General features: G+C 65.2%; 14 protein-coding genes. 8 read left to right on the plus strand and 6 right to left on the minus strand.

From position 1 onward, the window contains the following. The first annotated feature begins 3 nt into the window (after nt 1-3). Nucleotides 4-3,177, plus strand: coding sequence for a multidrug efflux RND transporter permease subunit (locus SMAL_RS13265; protein ID WP_006376733.1), 3,174 nt, complete (start codon nt 4-6; stop codon nt 3,175-3,177). A gap of 133 nt (nt 3,178-3,310) precedes the next feature. On the opposite strand, the gene SMAL_RS13270 is transcribed toward SMAL_RS13265, so the two are convergent. Continuing rightward, nucleotides 3,311-4,459 (minus strand): acyl-CoA dehydrogenase family protein, encoded by a 1,149-nt coding sequence (locus tag SMAL_RS13270; protein WP_006376774.1) that lies wholly within the window; start codon nt 4,457-4,459, stop codon nt 3,311-3,313. Nucleotides 4,460-4,611: 152 nt separating this feature from the next. Here SMAL_RS13270 and SMAL_RS13275 point away from each other — a divergent pair, with 152 nt between their 5' ends. The 4 genes from SMAL_RS13275 to SMAL_RS13290 all read left to right on the plus strand — a co-directional run bounded on the left by SMAL_RS13275 (nt 4,612) and on the right by SMAL_RS13290 (nt 10,657). Next, nucleotides 4,612-5,541 carry an ArsR/SmtB family transcription factor gene (locus SMAL_RS13275; RefSeq protein WP_006376775.1) on the plus strand — a complete coding sequence of 310 codons (930 nt, stop codon included), beginning with the start codon at nt 4,612-4,614 and terminating at the stop codon, nt 5,539-5,541. Nucleotides 5,542-5,554: 13 nt separating this feature from the next. Further along, a complete protein-coding gene (locus SMAL_RS13280; RefSeq protein ID WP_012511567.1) occupies nt 5,555-6,646 on the plus strand; it encodes a homocysteine S-methyltransferase family protein in 1,092 nt (363 codons plus the stop codon). Between the two features lie 57 nt (nt 6,647-6,703). Next, nucleotides 6,704-9,388: a methionine synthase gene (gene metH / locus SMAL_RS13285; RefSeq protein ID WP_012511568.1), complete on the plus strand. Its 2,685-nt coding sequence runs from the start codon at nt 6,704-6,706 to the stop codon at nt 9,386-9,388. A gap of 78 nt (nt 9,389-9,466) precedes the next feature. Then, nucleotides 9,467-10,657, plus strand: coding sequence for an MFS transporter (locus tag SMAL_RS13290; protein ID WP_012511569.1), 1,191 nt, complete (start codon nt 9,467-9,469; stop codon nt 10,655-10,657). Nucleotides 10,658-10,702: 45 nt separating this feature from the next. Here SMAL_RS13290 and SMAL_RS13295 read toward each other — a convergent pair whose 3' ends face one another. The 5 genes from SMAL_RS13295 to SMAL_RS13315 form a co-directional block, all read right to left on the minus strand. Continuing rightward, complete coding sequence (locus SMAL_RS13295; protein WP_012511570.1) at nt 10,703-11,389, minus strand: DUF2058 domain-containing protein; 687 nt, start codon at nt 11,387-11,389, stop codon at nt 10,703-10,705. Between the two features lie 10 nt (nt 11,390-11,399). Further along, nucleotides 11,400-11,639, minus strand: coding sequence for a SlyX family protein (locus SMAL_RS13300; protein ID WP_006376881.1), 240 nt, complete (start codon nt 11,637-11,639; stop codon nt 11,400-11,402). Beyond that, nucleotides 11,632-12,981, minus strand: a complete 1,350-nt coding sequence (locus SMAL_RS13305) for a UDP-glucose dehydrogenase family protein (protein WP_006376882.1) — start codon at nt 12,979-12,981, stop codon at nt 11,632-11,634. The genes SMAL_RS13300 and SMAL_RS13305 overlap by 8 nt, the downstream gene beginning before the upstream one ends. 23 nt (nt 12,982-13,004) lie before the next feature. Beyond that, complete coding sequence (locus SMAL_RS13310) at nt 13,005-13,982, minus strand: FKBP-type peptidyl-prolyl cis-trans isomerase (RefSeq protein ID WP_006376884.1); 978 nt, start codon at nt 13,980-13,982, stop codon at nt 13,005-13,007. A gap of 96 nt (nt 13,983-14,078) precedes the next feature. After that, nucleotides 14,079-14,666: a glutathione peroxidase gene (locus tag SMAL_RS13315; protein ID WP_012511571.1), complete on the minus strand. Its 588-nt coding sequence runs from the start codon at nt 14,664-14,666 to the stop codon at nt 14,079-14,081. Between the two features lie 608 nt (nt 14,667-15,274). Between SMAL_RS13315 and SMAL_RS13320 the strand changes: the two genes are divergently transcribed. From SMAL_RS13320 to SMAL_RS13330, 3 genes are read left to right on the plus strand one after another with little or no spacing between them, the layout of a single operon-like run. Then, nucleotides 15,275-15,634: a GntR family transcriptional regulator gene (locus SMAL_RS13320; RefSeq protein ID WP_012511573.1), complete on the plus strand. Its 360-nt coding sequence runs from the start codon at nt 15,275-15,277 to the stop codon at nt 15,632-15,634. Beyond that, nucleotides 15,634-16,524, plus strand: coding sequence for an ABC transporter ATP-binding protein (locus tag SMAL_RS13325; protein ID WP_006376922.1), 891 nt, complete (start codon nt 15,634-15,636; stop codon nt 16,522-16,524). The genes SMAL_RS13320 and SMAL_RS13325 overlap by 1 nt, the downstream gene beginning before the upstream one ends. Beyond that, nucleotides 16,521-17,543 carry an ABC-2 transporter permease gene (locus SMAL_RS13330; RefSeq protein ID WP_006376924.1) on the plus strand — a complete coding sequence of 341 codons (1,023 nt, stop codon included), beginning with the start codon at nt 16,521-16,523 and terminating at the stop codon, nt 17,541-17,543. The genes SMAL_RS13325 and SMAL_RS13330 overlap by 4 nt, the downstream gene beginning before the upstream one ends. The last annotated feature ends 12 nt before the right edge of the window (nt 17,544-17,555 follow it).

The following is a 17,555-nucleotide window of genomic DNA, read 5'->3' on the forward strand; positions in this document are numbered from 1 at the left end:
GTCATGCCTAAATTTTTCATCGAACATCCAGTCTTCGCCTGGGTGGTTGCGATCCTGATCTCGCTCAGCGGCGTGATCGCGATCCTCAACCTCGGCGTCGAGTCCTATCCCAACATCGCCCCGCCGCAGGTGACCGTCTCGGCCACTTACCCGGGCGCCAGCGCGGATACCACCGAAAAATCGGTCACCCAGGTGATCGAGCAGCAGCTGACCGGCATCGATCACCTGCTGTACTTCAGCTCCTCGTCCGCCTCCAACGGCCGCGCCTCGATCACCCTCACCTTCGAGACCGGTACCGATCCGGACATCGCCCAGGTGCAGGTGCAGAACAAGGTGTCGCTGGCCACGCCACGCCTGCCTTCGGAAGTGACCCAGCAGGGCGTGGTGGTGGCCAAGGCCAACGCCGGCTTCCTGATGGTCATCGCACTGCGTTCCGATACCCCGACCATCAACCGTGACGCGCTGAACGACATCGTCGGTTCGCGCGTGCTCGACCAGGTCTCGCGTATCCCCGGCGTCGGCAGCACCCAGCAGTTCGGTTCCGAGTACGCCATGAACATCTGGCTCAACCCGGAAAAGATGCAGGGCTACGGCCTGTCGGCCAGCCAGGTGCTGGCCGCGGTACGCGCGCAGAACGTGCAGTTCGCTGCCGGTGCGCTGGGTTCGGACCCGTCGCCGGAAGGCCAGCACTTCACCGCGACCGTCTCGGCCGAGGGCCGCTTCAGCTCGCCGCAGGAGTTCGAGGACATCATCCTGCGGGCCAATCCTGACGGCTCGCGCGTGCTGCTGAAGGACATTGCGCGCGTGGCCTTCGGCGCCAACAACTACGGCTTCGATACCCAGTACAACGGCAAGCCGACCGGCGCCTTCGCGATCCAGCTGCTGCCGGGCGCCAACGCCCTGAACGTGGCCGATGCGGTGCGCGCCAAGATGGACGAGCTGCAGCCCAGCTTCCCGTCCGGCGTGACCTGGTTCTCGCCGTACGACAGCACCACCTTCGTCAAGATCTCGATCCAGGAAGTGGTCAAGACCCTGTTCGAAGCGGTGTTGCTGGTGTTCCTGGTGATGCTGATCTTCCTGCAGAACTTCCGCGCCACGCTGATCCCGACCCTGGTCATCCCGGTGGCCCTGCTCGGTACCTTCCTGGGCATGTGGATGATCGGCTTCACGATCAACCAGCTGACCCTGTTCGCGATGGTGCTGGCGATCGGCATCGTGGTCGATGACGCGATCGTGGTGATCGAGAACGTCGAGCGCATCATGACCGAGGAAGGCCTGGCGCCGAAGCCGGCCACGCAGAAGGCGATGACCCAGATCACCGGCGCGGTGGTGGCGATCACCGTCGTGCTGGCGGCGGTGTTCATCCCGTCAGCCCTGCAGGGCGGCGCCGCCGGTGAAATCTACAAGCAGTTCGCGCTGACCATCGCCATCTCGATGGCGTTCTCGGCATTCCTGGCGCTGGGCTTCACCCCGGCGCTGTGCGCGACGTTCCTCAAGCCGACGCACAACGACAACCCGAACATCATCTACCGCACCTTCAACAAGTACTACGACAAGATCAGCCACACCTATGTGGGCCACATCACCTCGGCGGTGCGCCACGCCCCGCGCTGGATGATCCTGTTCGTGGTGCTGACCGCGCTGTGCGGCTTCCTGTTCACCCGCATGCCGGGCAGCTTCCTGCCCGAAGAAGACCAGGGCTATGCGCTGGCGATCGTGCAGCTGCCGCCGGGCTCGACCAAGGGCCAGACCAACGAAGTGTTCGCGCAGATGCGTGGCGTGCTGGAAAAGCAGGATGGCTATGAAGGCATGCTGCAGGTGGCCGGCTTCAGCTTCGTCGGTTCCGGCGAGAACGTGGGCATGGGCTTCATCCGCCTGAAGCCGTGGGAGGAACGCAAGTTCACCGCGCCGGAGTTCATCCAGAACATGAACGGCGCGTTCTACGGCATCAAGGAAGCGCAGATCTTCGTGGTCAACCTGCCCACCGTGCAGGGTCTGGGCCAGTTCGGCGGCTTCGACATGTGGCTGCAGGACCGCAGCGGTGCCGGCTACGAACAGCTGACCCAGGCGCGCAACATCCTGCTCGGCCAGGCCGCGCAGAAGCCGGACCATCTGGTCGGCGTGCGCCCGAACGGCCTGGAAAACGCCCCGCAGCTGCAGCTGCATGTCGACCGTGTGCAGGCACAGTCGATGGGCATGTCGGTGTCGGACGTGTACAGCACCATCCAGCTGATGCTGGCCCCGGTGTACGTCAACGACTTCTTCTACGAAGGCCGCATCAAGCGCGTGACCATGCAGGCCGATGGCCCGTACCGCACCGGCCAGGAGTCGCTGAAGAGCTTCTACAGCCCGTCCAGCCTGGTCAAGAACGCCGATGGCACCAACTCGATGATCCCGCTCAACACGGTGGTCAAGTCCGAGTGGGTCTCGGCACCACCGTCGCTGAGCCGCTACAACGGCTACTCGGCGATCAACATCGTCGGCTCGCAGGCCCCGGGCACCAGCTCGGGTGAGGCAATGCAGACCATGGAGGCAATCGTCGCCGACGACCTGCCGGCCGGCTTCGGCTATGACTGGTCGGGCATGTCCTACCAGGAAATCCTGGCCGGCAATGCCGCGACCCTGCTGCTGGTGCTGTCCATCGTGGTGGTGTTCCTGTGCCTGGCCGCGCTGTATGAAAGCTGGTCGATCCCGGTAGCGGTGCTGCTGGTGGTTCCGCTGGGCGTGCTCGGTGCACTGGCGCTGTCGATGATGCGTGGCCTGCCCAACGATCTGTTCTTCAAGATCGGCCTGATCACCGTGATCGGCCTGGCCGCGAAGAACGCGATCCTGATCGTCGAGTTCGCGGTGGAGCAGCGTGCCGCAGGCAAGAACCTGCGCGATGCGACCATCGAGGCCGCCCGCCTGCGCTTCCGCCCGATCCTGATGACCTCGTTCGCGTTCATCATGGGCGTGATCCCGATGGCGATCTCCAGTGGCGCCGGCGCCAACTCCCGCCACGCCATCGGCACCGGTGTGATCGGCGGCATGTTGTTCGCCACCCTGCTCGGCCTGCTGATGATCCCGGTGTTCTTCGTGGTCGTGCGCCGCATGCTGGGCGACAAGCTGGATGAACCCTCCAAGGAGTTCATGGAACGCCAGCGCGACGCGGAAACCGCACACCGCCCGGATCGTTGATCCGATGGTGAGCTGAAATGAAAAGGCCCCGGAGCGATCCGGGGCCATTTTCTTTGCTGCCTGGTAGATGCCAGCCTTGGTTGGCGCTCTCCGATCCGTGCCAACCAAAGTTGGCAACTACCAGGGCGGTGTCTCAGCGCAGCCCGGTCTCGTTGCGGGCGATCACCAGGCGCTGGATCTCCGAGGTACCTTCGTAGATCTCGGTGATCTTGGCATCACGGAAGTAGCGCTCCAGCGGCATTTCCTTGGAGTAACCCATACCGCCGTGGATCTGCACGGCCTGGTGGGTGATCCACATCGCCGCTTCCGAAGCGGTCAGCTTGGCAATGGCCGCTTCATTGCTGAAGCGCTTGCCCTGGCCCTTCACCCACGCCGCGCGCAGGGTCAGCAGCAGCGCTGCGTCCAGCTTGCACTTCATGTCGGCGATCTTGGCCTGGGTCATCTGGAAGGTGCCGATTGCGGCGCCGAATGCCTTGCGCTCCTTCACATACTCGATCGTCGCTTCATAGGCGGCGCGGGCGATGCCGATGGCCTGCGAAGCAATGCCGATGCGGCCAGCATCGAGCACGCCCATGGCGATCTTGAAGCCCTCGCCTTCCTGGCCCAGCACGTCTTCGGCCTGTGCCACGTAATCGTTGAACTCGATCTCGCAGGTGGCCGATGCGCGGATGCCCAGCTTCGGCTCGGTCTTGCCGCGGCCGAAGCCCGCCTTGTCGGTGTCGATCATGAACGCGGTAATGCCACGCGCGCCCTTGTCCGGCTCGCTCATCGCAAACAACACGATGTACTTGGCCACCGGGCCGGAGGTGATCCAGCTCTTCTTGCCGTTGATGACGAAGGAGCCGTCGGCCTGCTTGACCGCGCGGCAGCGCATGGCAGTGGCGTCAGACCCGGACTGCGGCTCGGTCAGCGCGAACGCGCCAATGGCCTCACCTTCGGCGATGGCACGCACGTACTTCTGCTTCTGCGCTTCATTGCCGTGGGTGAGGATGCCGTTGCAGAACAGCGAATTGTTGACCGACATGATGGTCGAGTGCGCAGCATCACCGGCGGCGACCTCCACCATCGCCAGCACGTACGCAATCGGGTCCATGCCCGCGCCGCCGTACTCGGCCGGCACTTCGATGCCCATCAGGCCGTTCTCGCCCAGCAGGCGGATGTTGTCCAACGGGAATTCGCCGGTGCGGTCATGGTGCTCCGCGCTGGGGGCGATCTTCTCCTGCGCGATGCGCCGCGCCACGTCCTGCAGCATCAACTGCTCTTCAGTAAAGCTGAAATCCACAACACCCTCCCGGGTACATGATGATGTGGGCCGCACACGGCGCGCCCAGGTGCCCAGATTGTAACGGGGCCGAGGGCTTCCGTACGCCAGCGACTTGACCGGGACAGGCAACCTCAGCGAATATATCTCTATATCGCGATAGGTAGATATTTATGGATCTGGAAGACTGGTCGACACGCCTGAAGGTGTTCGCCGATGCCACCCGCGTGCGCCTGCTGGCGCTGCTGGAGCAGGAGGAGCTGACCGTGGCCGAATTGTCGGCGATTACCCGGCTGGCGCAGCCGCGCGTGTCCACTCACCTCGCGCGCCTGAAGGAAGCTGGCCTGGTGCGCGACCGCCGTGCCGGCGTGTCGGCCTACTACCGCTTCGACGAGGCCCAGTTGGACCCGGCGCAGCGTGCATTGTGGCATGCATTGAGCAACGGAAGCGACGACCCGCTGCTGCGCCAGGATGCTGAACGGGTTGCCGCCGTGCTGGCCCACCGTGCCTCCGACCAGAACTGGGCCGACAGCGTGGCCGGCGACATGGAGCGCCACTACTCCCCGGGTCGTACCTGGGAAGCGCTTGCACGCACCGCGCTGCCGCTGCTGGAAACCGGTGACGTGCTCGATATCGCCTCCGGTGACGGCGTGCTGGCCGAACTGGTGGCCCCGCATGCCAAGCGCTACATCTGCATCGACACCAGTGCGCGCGTGGTTGCCGCCGCCAGCGAGCGCCTGCGCCGCCTGCCCAACGTGGAAGTGCGCGAAGGCGACATGCATGCCCTGCCGTTCAAGGACCGCAGCTTCGACCTGGTGGTGCTGATGCACGCGCTGACCTATGCCAGCAAGCCGGCGCAGGCAGTAACCGAAGCCGCGCGCGTGCTGCGCCCCGGCGGCCGCCTGCTGCTGTGCAGCCTGGCCCGGCACGAACACAAGGCCGCGGTGGAGGCCTACGGCCACGTCAACCTCGGTTTCAGCGACAAGGAACTGCGCAAGTTCGTCGACAAGGCCGGCCTGCAGGTGTCGAGCCTGGAGACCGTCACCCGCGAGAAGCGCCCGCCGCACTTTGAAGTGATTTCGCTGATCGCCAATAAGCCCTGAGCCCGAGACCGCCATGCCCGCCCTGCCCTGGTTGCATCCCGATCGTGCCAATGCCCTGCTCGATGCCCTGCGCGAGCGGATCCTGATCATCGATGGCGCGATGGGCACGATGATCCAGCGCCATGGGCTGCAGGAAGACGACTATCGTGGCGAGCGCTTCGCCGGTGGCTTCGACCATGCCCATGGCCCCGGCTGCGACCACGTAGCGCAGGAAGGCCATGACCTGAAGGGCAACAACGATCTGCTGCTGCTGACCCGGCCGCAGATCATCGCCGACATCCACACTGCGTACCTGGACGCTGGCGCGGATCTGGTCGAGACCAACACCTTCAACGCCACCTCGGTCAGCCAGGCCGACTACCACCTTGAACACCTGGTGTACGAGTTGAACAAGGCCGGGGCGGCAGTCGCACGCGCCTGCTGCGATGCCGTGGCCGCGACCACGCCGGGCAAGCCGCGCTTTGTCATCGGCGTGCTCGGGCCGACCAGCCGCACGGCCTCGATCAGCCCCGACGTGAACGATCCCGGCTTCCGCAACACCAGTTTCGACGAGCTGCGCGGCACCTATCGCGAAGCCATCGACGGCCTGATCGACGGTGGTGCAGACACCATCATGGTCGAGACCATCTTCGACACGCTCAATGCCAAGGCCGCCCTGTATGCCGTGGAGGAAGCCTTCGATGCACGTGGTGCACGGCTGCCGGTAATGATCTCCGGCACCATCACCGATGCATCGGGACGCACCCTGTCCGGGCAGACCGCCGAGGCCTTCCATGCCTCATTGGCGCATGCGCGGCCGCTGTCGATCGGCCTGAACTGCGCGCTGGGCGCCGATGCGATGCGCCCGCATGTGGAAACCCTGTCACAGGTGTCGGACTGCCATGTCAGTGCGCATCCCAACGCAGGCCTGCCCAACGCGTTCGGCGAGTACGACGAAACGCCTGAAGAAATGGCCGCGACCCTGCGCGGCTTCGCCGAGGCTGGGCTGTTGAACCTGGTCGGTGGCTGCTGCGGCTCCACGCCCGACCACATCCGCGCGATCGCGCAGGCGGTGGCCGGTCTGCCGCCGCGCGCCCTGCCCGGCGCGCAGGAACAGGCTGCATGAACGTCGCCGCCACCGTCCCGCATTTTCCGCCCTATTGCTGTTGAGCCGCCGCCAACCATGACGCCTGTCCGCCCTACCCGCCTGTCCGGCCTGGAACCTCTGGTCATCACCCCGGACCTGCTGTTCATCAACGTCGGTGAGCGCACCAACGTCACCGGCAGCGCGCAGTTCCGCAAGCTGGTCAAGGAAGGTCGCTACGAAGAGGCGGTGGACGTGGCCCGCCAGCAGGTGGCCAGCGGCGCGCAGATCCTCGACGTCAACATGGACGAGGGCCTGATCGATTCGGAAGCGGCGATGACCCGCTACCTCAACCTGATCATGTCCGAGCCGGACATCGCGCGCATTCCGGTGATGGTCGATTCCTCCAAGTGGAGCGTGATCGAGGCCGGCCTGAAGTGCCTGCAGGGCAAGAGCGTGGTCAACTCGATCTCGCTGAAGGAAGGCGAAGCGCTGTTCCGCGAGCATGCGCGCAAGGTGCTGCGCTATGGCGCGGCCGCGGTGGTGATGGCCTTCGACGAGGCGGGCCAGGCCGATACCTGCGCGCGCAAGGTCGAGATCTGCACCCGCGCCTACCGCCTACTGGTCGATGAGATCGGTTTCCCGCCGCAGGACATCATCTTCGACCCGAACATCTTCGCCGTCGCCACCGGCATCGAAGAGCACGACAACTATGCGGTGGACTTCATCGAAGCCACCCGCATCATCAAGCAGACCCTGCCGCACTGCCATGTATCCGGCGGCGTCTCCAACGTCTCGTTCTCGTTCCGTGGCAACGAGACCGTGCGCCAGGCGATCCACTCGGTGTTCCTGTATCACGCCATTGCTGCCGGCATGGACATGGGCATCGTCAACGCCGGCGCCATGCCGATCTACGACGAGCTGGAGCCGGAACTGCGCGAGCGCGTCGAGGATGTGATCCTCAACCGCCGCAGCGACGCCACCGAGCGCCTGCTGGAGATTGCCGAGCGCTACAAGGGCAAGAAGGGCGCAGCGAAGACCGAGGACCTGGGCTGGCGCGAGAAGCCGGTCGCGCAGCGCCTGGCACATGCGCTGGTGCACGGCCTGGACGCCTGGGTCGAAGAAGACACCGAGCTGGCACGGCAGGCATCGAGCCGCCCGCTGGACGTGATCGAAGGCCCGTTGATGGATGGCATGAACGTGGTCGGCGACCTGTTCGGCGCCGGCAAGATGTTCCTGCCGCAGGTGGTGAAATCCGCGCGGGTGATGAAGAAGGCCGTGGCCTACCTGCTGCCTTACATCGAAGCTGAAAAGGCACGCAGCGGCGATACCGCCAAGAGCAACGGCCGCATCATCATGGCCACGGTGAAGGGCGATGTGCACGACATCGGCAAGAACATCGTCGGCGTGGTCCTGGCCTGCAACAACTTCGAGGTGATCGACCTTGGCGTGATGGTACCGGCGCAGAAGATCCTCGACGCCGCGCGCGAGCACAATGCGGACCTGATCGGCCTGTCCGGCCTGATCACGCCCTCGCTGGAGGAAATGAGCCACGTCGCCCGCGAGATGGAGCGCCAGGGCTTCGACCTGCCGCTGCTGATCGGCGGCGCGACCACCTCGCGCGCGCACACCGCGCTGAAGATCGACCCGCACTACAAGGCGCCCACGGTGTGGGTGAAGGATGCCTCGCGTGCGGTCGGCGTGGCCCAGTCGCTGATCTCGCGCGACCTGCGGGAGGCCTTCGTCGCCGCCAACGAAGCCGACTACGCCGAGATCCGCGCGCGCCACCGCAACCGCGGCGATGCCAAGCGCCTGGTCTCGCTGGAACACGCTCGTGGGCAGAAGTTCCAGGGCGGCTGGGACAGCTATGTACCGCCGGCTCCGAACCAGCCCGGCCTGCACGTGTTCGACGATTACCCGCTGGCCGAACTGGTGCCCTACATCGATTGGACACCGTTCTTCCAGGCCTGGGAACTGGCCGGCAAGTACCCCGCCATCCTCACCGACGAAATCGTCGGCACCCAGGCCAGCGATCTGTACAAGGATGCCCGCGCGATGCTCGAGCGCATCGTCGGTGAGAAGTGGCTCACCGCCAAGGCCGTGTTCGGCCTGTGGCCGGCCAACAGCATCGGCGACGACGTGCGCGTGCAGCACCCCCGGGGCGAGACCACCCTGCACTTCCTGCGCCAGCAGGTGGACAAGCCCGCCGAGCGCCCGGACTTCTGCCTGGCCGACTTCATCGCACCGGCCGACAGTGGCCGCCAGGACTGGATCGGTGCATTCGCGGTCACCGCCGGGATCGGCATCGATGCACACGTGGCCCGGTTCGAGGCCGACCACGACGACTACAACGCGATCCTGCTGAAGGCCCTCGCCGATCGCTTCGCCGAAGCGCTGGCCGAGCGCCTGCACCAGCGCGTGCGTACCAAATTCTGGGGCTACGACCACGCCGAGACGCTGGACAACGAGGCGCTGATCGACGAGCAGTACAGCGGCATCCGCCCGGCTCCCGGCTATCCCGCCTGCCCGGAGCACAGCGAGAAGCGCCGCCTGTTCGACCTGCTGCAGGCAGAAGCCAACGCCGGCATGGAACTGACCGAAAGCTTCGCGATGCTTCCCACCGCAGCGGTATCCGGCTACTACTTCAGCCATCCGCAGAGCCAATACTTCGTGGTCGGCCGGCTCAGCCGCGAGCAGGTGGGCGACTACGCCCGGCGCAAAGGCGTGGATCGCGCCCAGGCCGAGCGCTGGCTGGCCTCCAACCTCGACTACGATCCCGAATGATCCGGTAGCGCCGGGCCATGCCCGGCGTCATCTCCTGTCCACCGGGCATGGCCCGGCGCTACCGTGCATTATTCTGCGATGACCGTTCCCGTTGCCCGTCTTTCCAGCTTCTACCTGTTCTACTACGCGGCGCTCGGTGCGTTCACTCCGTACTGGAGCCTGTTCCTGACCGCGCGCGGCATGAGCGTCACCGCCATCAGCGTGATGATGGGCCTGTGGTATGCCACCCGTGTGGTCGCTCCCAGCACCTGGACCACGCTGGCCGCGGCCTCGCCACGACCGATCCGCCTGCTGCGACTGGGGTGCGTGCTGGCCCTGATCAGTTTCACCGCCTTCCTGCTGCCGCTGCCACAGCCATGGATGTACCCGGCGATGGTGGTGTTCTGCTTCTTCTACAACGCGGTGATGCCGCAGTTCGAGTCGATCACCCTCACCCACCTCGGCAGCGACAGTCATCGCTACGGCCTGATCCGGGTCTGGGGCTCGCTCGGCTTCATCGCCATCGTGACCCTGTTCGGCTGGTTGATCGAGGGCGATGGCAGCGGCAACCGCGCCGCGCTGCTGCCGTGGATGATGCTGCCGTTGTTCGTGTTGATGGTTGCCTCGGCCTTCAGCAACCACTATGCACGTGACATCAGCAAGGCCGACGGCGATGCCACTGGTTTCTGGCAGATCGTGCGCCGGCCACCAGTGCTGGCGTTCTTCCTGGCCGCGTTCATGGAGCAGCTCTCGTTCGGACCGTACTACACGTTCTTCTCGGTCTACATGGACCACCACGGCTACCGCACCTCCACCCTCGGCCTGCTGTGGACCATCGGCGTGGTATTCGAGGTCGGCGTGTTCTTCACCATCGGCCGCTTCTTCCGCCGCTACGACGCCAGCTGGATGCTGCTGATCGCCCTGGTCAGCTCCTGCCTGCGCTGGGCGGTGACCGCGTTGTTCCCGCAGAACCTGCCGGTGATGCTGGTCGCGCAGAGCGCCCATGCGCTCGGCTTTGCCGCCTTCTTCGCGGCAGCGATGCAGATGCTGGCCACTTATTTCCCGGGCCGCCTCAACGGCCATGGCCAGGGCCTGCTGTATGGATTCTCGTCCGGCGTCGGCGGCGTGCTCGGCGCGCTCATCGCCGGCCAACTGTGGAAGATCGACGACGGCCGCACCGCGTTCCTGGCCGGCAGTGCTTTCGCCCTGATAGGTGCCCTGCTGTGCTTCTTCGCGCTGAGCCTGCCGCTGATCCGCGCACGCCGCACCGGCAGCCGCGCCCAGCAATGAAAACGCCGGGCATTGCCCGGCGTTCCCATCAACCAACCGCACTCATTACCAGACCAGGTCGTCCGGCACCTGGAACTGCGGGTCGGCGTACGGATCTTCCTCGGCCGGCGCATTCGGATCGACCTTCAGCGCCACCGATGCGGCAAACACCGCCTCGGACTGCGCCAGCACTTCGGCGGTGACCAGCAGGTAGCGGCCATTGAGCTGGACCACGCCCAGTTCACCGGCATTGAGCGCAGTCAGCTGTTCGGCGGTCACGTAGATGCGCTTGATCTTGCCGCCGTACGGGAAGTGGCGGGCAATATCGGCCTCCTCGGCATTCAGGCCCTTGTCCTTCAGCAGCTCTTCCAGCTTGGCCTTCGCCTCGCGGCGCACGCGCGCTTCTTCCTGCTTCAGGCGCTCGGCCTGGATGCGCTCTTCCTTTTCCTTCTGCGCACGGATGGCATAGGCCTTGGCCAGATCCATCTCTTCGGCACTGCGCGGCTTGCGCGGGCCCTGCTGGCCCTGGCCACGCGCCTGGCCGCCGGGCTTGCCGGCTCCAGCGTGGTGGCCATGGCCACGGCGCTCGCCGGGCTTGTGCTCGCCCTTGCCTGCGCCCTGCGGCTTTCCATTGCCATTGCCACCCTTGCCCTGCGGGCGGCCATCACGGCGGGGGCCATCATTCTTGCGCTCGGGCTTGGGCGCTGGCTTGAAGCCCAGGCCCATCAGCTGGTCGCGGAGGGTATCGCTCATAGAGTTCGGATCAGTAGTGCGGCGGCGGCGGTTCGCTCGCCGGATCGGAAGAATTCAGAGCGTTGCGGACCTTGCCCAGGTCTTCCAGCAGCACGCGCAGGATGCCGGCATTGCGGCTGCCTTCCATGCGCGCGTCGGCCAGTGCATCGCTCAGTTCGGCAAGCGCGTGTTCCTGGAAGGACACGCGCATTTCCAGCTCGACCAGGCGCGCTTCCAGCGCCTGCTCGCGTTCACTCGGCAGCTCAGACATGCAACGAACGCCCCCGGCCGATGCCGTAGTAGGCCAGGCCTGCAGCTTCCACCTCGGCCGGCTCGTACAGATTGCGGCCATCGAACACCGCCGCGTCCTTCAACTGCTCGCGCAGCTTCTGGAAATCGGGGCTGCGGAACTGCTTCCACTCGGTCACCACGACCAGCGCGTCGGCACCCTGCAGCGCTTCGTCGGCACTGCTGCAGAACACCAGGTCGTCACGCTCGCCGAAGATGCGCTGCGATTCGTGCATCGCTTCCGGGTCATACGCCCGCACCGTCGCACCACCTTCCCACAGCTGCGCCAGCAGGCGACGGCTGGAGGCTTCGCGCATGTCGTCGGTGTTCGGCTTGAAGGCCAGGCCCCACACCGCAAACGTCTTGCCGCGCACGCCTTCGTCCTCGCCCTTGTCATAGTGGCGCTGGATGAGGGCGAACAGATGGCCCTTCTGTGCATCGTTGACCGCTTCCACCGCGTTCAGCAGCTTCGGCTCGAGGCCGTACTGCTGCGCGGTGCGGGCCAGCGCCTGCACATCCTTGGGGAAGCACGAGCCGCCGTAGCCGGCACCCGGATAGATGAAGTGCCAGCCGATACGCGGGTCCGAACCGATGCCCTGGCGGACCTGCTCGACGTCGGCACCGACACGCTCGGCGATGTTGGCGATTTCGTTCATGAACGAAATCTTGGTCGCCAGCATCGCGTTGGCCGCGTACTTGGTCAGTTCGGCCGAACGTACGTCCATTTCCACCACGCGGTCGTGGTTGCGGTTGAACGGCGCATACAGGCGACGCATCACCGCCACCGATTCTTCGCTGGTCGCACCGATGATGATGCGGTCCGGGCGCATGCAGTCGGCAACCGCGTCGCCTTCCTTCAGGAACTCCGGGTTGGACACCACATCGAAGGCGATGTCCGCGTTACGCGCAGCCAGCTCTTCGGCAATGGCCGCGCGCACCTTGTCGGCGGTACCCACCGGCACCGTCGACTTGTTGACCACCACGGTCGGCACACTCATGTACCGGCCAATGGTGCGGGCCACGGCCAGCACGTACTGCAGATCGGCGCTGCCATCCTCGTCCGGCGGCGTGCCGACGGCGATGAAAACGACCTGGCCGTGATCGATGGCAGCCTCAGCGTCGGTGGTGAATGCCAGCCGCAAGGCGGCATGGTTGGCCTTCACCATCGGCTCCAGGCCCGGCTCATAGATCGGGATGATGCCCTGGTTGAGGCCATCCACCTTGGCCTGGTCGATGTCGACGCAGACCACCTGATGGCCGACGTCGGCCAGGCAGGTGCCGGTCACCAGTCCAACGTAGCCGGTACCAAAAATCGCAACGCGCATGTCCGTGCAGGCTCCGTGGTCGCTTACGGCAGGACGCCCAGCAGCTCGACGTCGAAGGTCAGAGTTGCGTTCGGGCCGATCGGGCCGCCCGGGGTGCCGTTTTCGCCATAGGCCAGGTTGCCCGGGATCCAGAAGCGGTACTTCGAACCGACCGGCATCAGCGCGACGCCCTCGGTCCAGCCCTTGATCACCTGGTCCAGGCCGAACTCGGCCGGCTGGCGGCCGTAGGAACTGTCGAACACGGTGCCGTTGAGCAGCTTGCCTTCGTAGTTCACGCGCACCTTGCTGCTCGGCAGCGGACGCTCGCCACTACCCGGGCGGATCACCTGGTACTGCAGGCCCGAGGCAGTGGTCACCACGCCCGGCTGGGTCTTGTTCTTGGACATGAACGCATTGCCTTCCTCGCGGTTGGTCTGCGCGGCGGCGGCGGCCTTGGCCTGCATTTCGGCCTGCTTGGCGCCCATGAACGACTGGATGGTGGCGGTCGCGTCAGCTTCCGTCATCTTCGGCTGGCCCTTGCTCAGGCCGGTGCTGATCGCGTCAAACAGCGAGGCGACATCGATGTCGTCCTTCAGCTGTGCCAGCGACGGACCGACCGAATAGGAACCGATCATCTGCGCCACCTTGACGCGGTCCACCTTCGCCGGCTGCGAACCCGGCGCCACACCCGGCACCTGCTGGCCGCTGCGGGCCATCACCACCTGGCGCAGCGCGGCATCGGTGGCCTTGGCCTGTTCCTGGGTGATCTGCGGCTGCAGGCCTTCGAAGGAGCGCTCCACGGCGGTGCGCAGGGCAGCCACGTCGATTTCATCGGCAATCGGAGTGAACGACTTGGCCACGTCCAGGCCGATGGCGTAGCCGAGCTTCTGCTTGGGGGAATTCAAGGTTGCGGTCTCCTTGGCGGCTGCAGGGGCAGCCGGTTGTTGCGACAGAGCGACACCCGAAGTGCCCATTGCCAGAATCAGAACCGACGCCGCGGCGCCGCGCATTCCCATCTTCATTCGCTGCATTCCTGAAAGTGTCCGGGCGCCGACGTCGGCGCGAAAAGAGTCATTGTCGCACGCATGCCGTCGATGTCGAGGCATACATGCCGGATATCAATGCGTGGCGGCAGCGGCCAGCGCCTTGTCGATGGCGGCGGTGAGCTGTGCATCATCCGGCGTCACCTTGCTGGCGAACTGGGCGATGACCTTGCCATCGCGGCCGACCAGGTACTTGTGGAAGTTCCAGGCCGGGGCTACGCCGGTGGCTGCGCTCAGCCGCTGGTAAAGCGGCGTTGCCTGCGCCCCCACCACATGCACCTTCTCGAACATCGGGAACTTGACGCCGTAGGTCAGCGTGCAGAAATCCTGGATCTGCTTCTCGTCACCCGGCTCCTGGCCCTTGAAATCATTGGACGGGAAACCAAGCACGGCGAAGCCACGCCCCGCATAGCGCTTCTGCAGCGCTTCCAGCCCTTCGTACTGCGGGGTATAGCCGCACTTGCTGGCGGTGTTGACCACCAGCAGCACCTGCCCCTGGTAGCGCTGCTGCAGGTTGACCTGCTGCTTGCCGGCCAGCGGCCGGTAATCCAGGTCGAGCAGATCGGCAGCAAGGGCACTGCCGGAACCAGCAGCGCCGGCCACCATCAGGACCAGCAGGGACAGGCCGCGCAGGCGGCGCGAGGAAACAGTCGGCAGGGGCATCAGGAGCGGTCCGCGGTAGCCATTCAACAGGGGCCCGGCCAGCACCGGCCGGGGATCGGCCGAACTATAGCACCGGGCCTTTGCGGCCCAGATTGCGGCAGCCCGCCGCCACTTTGCGCGGCATGGCCTTTGGATGGAGCGTTCTTCAACCCCGGCGGAGTAATGACATGGTATGCACATCACTGAATGCAAGGTCGACCTGGGTTGCTCACCCGAATTATTTTATTTCCCTTCAAAATCAAAATCTTGAATGGATGTTTCAGCACCATGACCACCCCTGCCATCAGTTGGGGCCGGCAAGGACTTGCACGACGGCGTGCCGGTGTTATAGTTGCATACAACACCAGTCACCTGAGACAGGGGGAAGCCATGAACGCCCGGATACGTCGCAACCTCACCGCACCCGCGGCCGCTGCCGTTTCGACCCTGATCGTGCTGGCCTGGCTGGCCGCGCCAACCTCCCCCGCTTCAACCGACAGTGCGCAGGACGCGACCACTTCACCGGCAGGCAATGCTGCCCCCTCCCCCCCCCCCCCGCGTCGGCTGCACAGCTCCCTGTCCATGCCGTACTTCTCGTTCGCCCAGCCGCTGACCCCACGGAGCTGAATATGAGCGACATCCAGTGGAGCGACGGTGCTCCCATCTACCGTCAGTTGAAGGAGCGCGTGATCGCCATGATGCTCGACGGAATCCTCAAGCCGGGCGATGCCCTGCCTTCGGTGCGCCAGGTGGCCGCCGACTACCAGCTCAACCCCATCACCGTTTCGCGCGCTTACCAGGAACTGGCCGACGAAGGCCTGGTCGAAAAGCGCCGCGGGCTGGGCATGTTCATGACCGAACAGGCGGCCACGCAGCTGCGCAGCAGCGAACGCGAACGCTTTCTCAATGAAGAATGGCCAGCGGTCCTGGAGCGCATCCAGCGCCTGGGCCTGAGCCTCGACGAATTGCTGCCCCAGGGGAAATTCTGATGAATGCCAGTCCCACTACTGCTGCATCCGGCGATGCCGTCATCACCGCCAAAGGCCTGCGCAAGGCCTACAAGACCACCGTCGCCCTCGACAATGCCAGCTTCAGCATTCCGAGCGGGCGCATCATCGGCCTGATCGGCCCCAACGGTGCCGGCAAGACCACTGCCCTGAAAGCCGTGCTCGGCCTGACCTCGGTGGAAGGCGAGCTGAGCGTGCTCGGCCGCGATCCGCGGCTGCATCGCGATGAGCTGATGAACGACATCTGCTTCATCGCCGATGTCGCCGTGCTGCCGCGCTGGCTGAAGGTCCGCGAGGCGATCGATTTCGTCGCCGGCGTCCATCCGCGCTTTGACCGCGCCCGCTGTGAGCGCTTCCTGGCCAACACCAAGCTGCAGCCGAAGCAGCGCGTGCGCGAACTGTCCAAGGGCATGATCGTGCAGCTGCACCTGGCGCTGGTGATGGCCATCGATGCCCGTATCCTGGTGCTGGACGAGCCCACCCTGGGCCTCGACATCCTGTACCGCAAGGAGTTCTACCAGCGCCTGCTGGAAGACTACTTCGATGAGCAGAAGACCATCATCGTCACCACCCACCAGGTGGAAGAGATCGAACACATCCTCAGCGACGTGATGTTCATCCGTGACGGCCGCATCGTGCTTGATGCGGAAATGGACGAGGTCGGACGGCGCTACACCGAGCTGCTGGTCAACGCCGATCAGCTGGATACCGCGCGCGCCCTGAAGCCGATCGACGAACGCAGCCTGACGTTCGGCAAGACCGTGATGCTGTTCGATGGCGTGCCGCGCTCCCAGCTTTCCACCCTTGGCGAGACCCGCAGCCCGGGCCTGGCCGACCTGTTCGTCGCCATCATGAAGGGGACCTACGCATGAATGCCGTCAACCACCCCGTCAGCCCACTGGGCACGCTGCGCTGGCTGCTCAAGCGCGAGTACTGGGAAAACCGCGGAGGATTCCTGTATGCCCCGCTGATCGCCGGCCTGATTTCGCTGGTGATGAGTACCGTCGGCATCGCCTTCGGCCTGTTCGCGCTGAATCGCGCCGCGCGCAACGGCGGATTCCATGTCGATGGCGAAAGCGTGAACGTCAACGGCCTGGACCTGGCACTGCTCACCCGCAACATCGACAGCAAGGACCTCACCGACCTCGGCAACGGCCTCGACCTGACCCTGGTGCTGAGCTCGGCATGGCCGTTCCTGGTGCTGGCCTTCGTGGTGTTCTTCTACTGCCTGGGCGCCCTGTACGACGACCGCCGCGACCGCAGCATCCTGTTCTGGAAGTCGCTGCCGCTGTCGGACACCCAGACAGTGTTGTCCAAGGTGATCAGTGCACTGGTGGTGGCACCGCTGATCGCGGTGATCGCCGGCATCATCACCATGTTCGGCTTCATGCTGATCATCAGCATCGTGGCCCTGATGCATGGTGGCAGCCCGATGACCCTGATCTGGGGTCCGGCCAGCCCGCTGACCCTGGCCGCCGGCCACCTGTCCTGGATTCCGGTCTATGCCCTGTGGGCACTGCCTACCGCAGGCTGGCTGCTGCTGTGCTCGGCCTGGGCCAAGAGCAAGCCGTTCCTGTGGGCGGTAATGCTGCCGCTGTTTGCCGGCGTCATCGTCAGCACCACCAAGATCATGCCGCTGTTCGGCCTGAGCACCGGCTGGTTCTGGCAGAACATCGTCGGCCGCCTGCTGCTGGGCGGCGTGCCGGGCATGGACCTGGTGTACCGCCTCAGCGCCGGTTCGCGGCGCGACCTGGATTCGGTGGTCAGCCTGATGTCCCCGGCTTCGCAGCTGAAGTCACTGGCGATGCCGGAACTGTGGATCGGTGCTGCCGTCGGTGCAGTGTTCATCTTCCTCGCCATCCGCCTGCGCAAGCGCGCCGGCGAGATCTGATTCCATCCACCC

It is taken from the genome of Stenotrophomonas maltophilia R551-3, assembly GCF_000020665.1.
Classification (GTDB): domain Bacteria; phylum Pseudomonadota; class Gammaproteobacteria; order Xanthomonadales; family Xanthomonadaceae; genus Stenotrophomonas; species Stenotrophomonas maltophilia_L.

Excerpts from the sequence above, each read along its gene's own strand:
- SMAL_RS13295 (WP_012511570.1), bottom strand. The coding sequence starts at position 11,389 with ATGAGCGATACCCTCCGCGACCAGCTGATGGGCCTGGGCTTCAAGCCA.
- SMAL_RS13265 (WP_006376733.1), top strand. The coding sequence starts at position 4 with ATGCCTAAATTTTTCATCGAACATCCAGTCTTCGCCTGGGTGGTTGCG.
- SMAL_RS13330 (WP_006376924.1), top strand. The coding sequence starts at position 16,521 with ATGAATGCCGTCAACCACCCCGTCAGCCCACTGGGCACGCTGCGCTGG.
- SMAL_RS13320 (WP_012511573.1), top strand. The coding sequence starts at position 15,275 with ATGAGCGACATCCAGTGGAGCGACGGTGCTCCCATCTACCGTCAGTTG.
- metH (WP_012511568.1), top strand. The coding sequence starts at position 6,704 with ATGACGCCTGTCCGCCCTACCCGCCTGTCCGGCCTGGAACCTCTGGTC.
- SMAL_RS13290 (WP_012511569.1), top strand. The coding sequence starts at position 9,467 with ATGACCGTTCCCGTTGCCCGTCTTTCCAGCTTCTACCTGTTCTACTAC.
- SMAL_RS13300 (WP_006376881.1), bottom strand. The coding sequence starts at position 11,639 with ATGTCTGAGCTGCCGAGTGAACGCGAGCAGGCGCTGGAAGCGCGCCTG.
- SMAL_RS13315 (WP_012511571.1), bottom strand. The coding sequence starts at position 14,666 with ATGCCCCTGCCGACTGTTTCCTCGCGCCGCCTGCGCGGCCTGTCCCTG.
- SMAL_RS13275 (WP_006376775.1), top strand. The coding sequence starts at position 4,612 with ATGGATCTGGAAGACTGGTCGACACGCCTGAAGGTGTTCGCCGATGCC.
- SMAL_RS13310 (WP_006376884.1), bottom strand. The coding sequence starts at position 13,982 with ATGAAGATGGGAATGCGCGGCGCCGCGGCGTCGGTTCTGATTCTGGCA.
- SMAL_RS13325 (WP_006376922.1), top strand. The coding sequence starts at position 15,634 with ATGAATGCCAGTCCCACTACTGCTGCATCCGGCGATGCCGTCATCACC.
- SMAL_RS13305 (WP_006376882.1), bottom strand. The coding sequence starts at position 12,981 with ATGCGCGTTGCGATTTTTGGTACCGGCTACGTTGGACTGGTGACCGGC.
- SMAL_RS13280 (WP_012511567.1), top strand. The coding sequence starts at position 5,555 with ATGCCCGCCCTGCCCTGGTTGCATCCCGATCGTGCCAATGCCCTGCTC.